General features: G+C 52.9%; 5 protein-coding genes and 1 pseudogene. 1 reads left to right on the forward strand and 5 read right to left on the reverse strand.

Annotation, left to right across the window (positions count from 1 at the left end):
- Window positions 1-697 (forward strand): putative nucleotidyltransferase substrate binding domain-containing protein (locus IBX50_RS19985; RefSeq protein ID WP_292258150.1); only part of this gene is annotated, 697 nt, incomplete at its 5' end.
- A gap of 16 nt (window positions 698-713) precedes the next feature.
- On the opposite strand, the gene IBX50_RS19990 is transcribed toward IBX50_RS19985, so the two are convergent.
- From IBX50_RS19990 to IBX50_RS20005, 5 genes and pseudogenes are all read right to left on the reverse strand, one after another.
- A complete protein-coding gene (locus IBX50_RS19990) occupies window positions 714-1,166 on the reverse strand; it encodes a copper chaperone PCu(A)C (protein WP_292258151.1) in 453 nt (150 codons plus the stop codon).
- Window positions 1,167-1,179: 13 nt separating this feature from the next.
- The gene (locus IBX50_RS19995; protein WP_292258152.1) at window positions 1,180-1,317 is read right to left on the reverse strand and encodes a hypothetical protein; all 138 of its coding nucleotides are present in this window, start codon (window positions 1,315-1,317) and stop codon (window positions 1,180-1,182) included.
- Between the two features lie 3 nt (window positions 1,318-1,320).
- Window positions 1,321-1,440 (reverse strand): annotated as a pseudogene (locus IBX50_RS20805) (SCO family protein); the annotation flags it as partial.
- Window positions 1,395-1,586, reverse strand: coding sequence for a hypothetical protein (locus IBX50_RS20000; protein WP_292258153.1), 192 nt, complete (start codon window positions 1,584-1,586; stop codon window positions 1,395-1,397). The gene IBX50_RS20000 and the pseudogene IBX50_RS20805, both read right to left, overlap by 46 nt.
- A 40-nt stretch (window positions 1,587-1,626) precedes the next feature.
- Window positions 1,627-2,004, reverse strand: coding sequence for a hypothetical protein (locus tag IBX50_RS20005; protein WP_292258154.1), 378 nt, complete (start codon window positions 2,002-2,004; stop codon window positions 1,627-1,629).
- Between the last annotated feature and the right edge of the window lie 166 nt (window positions 2,005-2,170).

Genomic DNA, 2,170 nt, shown 5'->3' on the forward strand with positions numbered 1-2,170 from the left:
AGAAGGCTTTACGGATCGTCTGGATCAAGCAGGTATTCCGCTGTGCAAAGGGCACGTTATGGCACGCTGGCCACTCTGGCGTAAGCGCTTGTCGGAGTGGGTTGAGCAAATGCGCCTGTGGACAGCAGGTCGTGTGGTCAAAAAGGTGCAGCTCTCCAATATCCTGCTGGATTTTAACCCCGTATATGGTGATGCCGCTCTGGCGCAGGCTTTTCGTGCCGAGCTGGCGGTTCTTTTACCCACTGCACATGGGTTTTTACATGAAATGGGTGAGTTGCTCGATGAAATCCCTGTTGGTCTGGATGCCTTTGATCGCCTGACCAGTGATGGGCAAGAGGCACCCCATGCCCATGCGCTGAATCTCAAGCGTCAGGGGTTGTTACCCTTGCAGTCAGCAACAAGACTTTTTTGCCTGTTGCAGGGTGTGATGGAGGTTTCCACCCGAGACAGATTGATGGCATTGGTGACACAGCAGCAGTTGCAGGCGTCAGAAGCGCTGGATTTGATAGAGGCATTGGATTCACTGCAGTCCCTGTTGTTGCAGGCGCAGTTAGCCAGCCTGGGGGCAGGGCGTCAGGCTGATGGTTGGCTGGATCTTCAGCAGCTGAGTGCAAGGCAAAAACAGCTGCTGAAGATGGACTTGAAGCTGATCAGAAGTTTTGTGCGCAAGGTTCGCAAGGAGTTGCCTGCTATCTGATCAAACTGAGTTGATGTCAGTGCCGATGTTGGTGTTGTTGCATCATCTGCATATTGCGAACGGGCACATCCAGCTCAATGATGCTGCCATCATCCAGTGACAGACTAATCTGTACGCGATCATCCACTTTTAATGGTTGTTTAAGGCCAATCAGCATCAGGTGTAAGCCACCGGGCTTGAGTTCAGCCATGCCACCGGCTGGCAGCGTGATATGCTCAACCTGTCGCATCTGCATCACACCATCAACAGCCGTGTGGGTATGCAGCTCTACAACCCTGGATGCAGGGCTATTGGCGGCCACCAGCTGGCGATCTTGTGAACCCTTGTTATGTAGCTGCATAAAGGCAGCGGTAACCTCGGAGATGGCAGGTACAGCACGCACATAAGCGTCCTTGGCCTGAATGTCCATGGCTTGTATTGGCAGGCTGAAGCTGAGCAGCAGCAGGGAAGCAAGGAAAAAACGTTTCATGTAAGACTCCACTTCAAAGATTGTTTTCAAGGGCGTTGACCAGTGTCTGGGTCAGTTGATTGCCGCTGAGAGTATGGGAGAGGGTGGCGAGCAGTTCACCACGATGATTAACAAGATAAAAGTCCGAGGTGTGATCCACTGCGTAACCCATGGCTGAATCCACGTCAACATAACGATAAAAAGCACCATAGGCCTGACTAAGGCTTCGCAGTGTCTCTTCTTCACCGGTCAGCCCCAGAATACCGGCCTCAAAAAAATCAACATAAGCCGCCAGCCTTTCCGGGGTGTCCCCTGAGGTTTGTCACTGAGTGCCGGGTTCTGGTTTTGTTGTGCTTTTTCCACGCCGCCTTGAATCTGGAAAAAGGCCAGCAGCACCAGCAACAATGCACCGGCATACAGAAGTGTGCGATTCACTTTCATCAAAAGTCTCTTGTGTTGTTTTCGGGGATAGGGTCAGCAGTTATCCGACAACAACAGGAGGTGCTCGGGAGGGGGGGCGTAATAATGGATTGTAAGTGGTCGCCGGAACAATGATGGAAGGTGATGTCAGTGTGTCGGCAGCAAGATCAGCCAGGAAGACCAGTGGGCGGGTTTCCGGTAAAGCCGGGGTGACGCTGCAAGCCGGACAGTGCCCGCTAGGTTGCAGGGACTCCTGACGTTCTCCCTCAGCATTGATCAGCAGAGGTTGAAAGCCACTTTGCCAGGAGCAGATCTGGATGTAACCACTGGGGTGAACAACCAGTGCTGGAATACTGAAGGGCGTGAGCACTCGCTGAGTTATAGCCAGCAAAGCCAGCAACAACAATAGGGTGTTCAGTAGTGGACGCTTGATCAGCATGGCCTGACCTTCAGAAAAGTAACGGATCGAGCTTAGCAGTAAATACCCTCTGCTGCCATAGGGCAGCAGAGGGTGGGTGGATCAGACCTTGAACTGTCCGGCAGTTGCTCTAAGGTCATGAGCCAGACGGGCAATTTCATGGCTGCTGGTGGCGGTTTGTTCGGAG

It is taken from the genome of Marinospirillum sp., assembly GCF_014859565.1.

Bases quoted from the DNA above. Each gene is read 5' to 3' on its own strand.
- IBX50_RS19990 (WP_292258151.1), bottom strand. From the start codon at position 1,166: ATGAAACGTTTTTTCCTTGCTTCCCTGCTGCTGCTCAGCTTCAGCCTG.
- IBX50_RS19995 (WP_292258152.1), bottom strand. From the start codon at position 1,317: ATGGGTTACGCAGTGGATCACACCTCGGACTTTTATCTTGTTAATCAT.
- IBX50_RS20000 (WP_292258153.1), bottom strand. From the start codon at position 1,586: ATGAAAGTGAATCGCACACTTCTGTATGCCGGTGCATTGTTGCTGGTG.
- IBX50_RS20005 (WP_292258154.1), bottom strand. From the start codon at position 2,004: ATGCTGATCAAGCGTCCACTACTGAACACCCTATTGTTGTTGCTGGCT.